A 261-nucleotide genomic window follows, 5' to 3' on the forward strand; every position below is an offset into this window, starting at 1 on the left:
AGCAAGGTTGATTTAACCACATTAGGACGAACAACAATCGCAACCAAGCCAAAAAATGTCACTATTTCGACTTCATGAGGCTATATAAAGGTATAAACAATCATTTTTAAGAATCTTCAATGCTTTTTCGGACGCTTTTTGTTCGGCTTTACGCCTTGAGCTGCCAACAGAAATATTGCTATCCATTCCATCAAAGATACATTCAACCAAGAATGTTTGAATCACTTCCTGACATTTAGTGTCTACTACAGTAAGAAAATG

General features: G+C 36.0%; 1 protein-coding gene. It reads right to left on the reverse strand.

All coding sequences use genetic code 11. The annotated features are described in order from the left end of the window. Positions 1–72: 72 nt before the first annotated feature. Positions 73–261, reverse strand: a 189-nt coding sequence (locus CWB75_RS19030; RefSeq protein ID WP_249362352.1) for a putative dsRNA-binding protein, incomplete at its 5' end; no start/stop codon positions are given.

It is taken from the genome of Pseudoalteromonas sp. S1608, from assembly GCF_005887265.1.
GTDB classification, from domain to species: domain Bacteria; phylum Pseudomonadota; class Gammaproteobacteria; order Enterobacterales; family Alteromonadaceae; genus Pseudoalteromonas; species Pseudoalteromonas undina.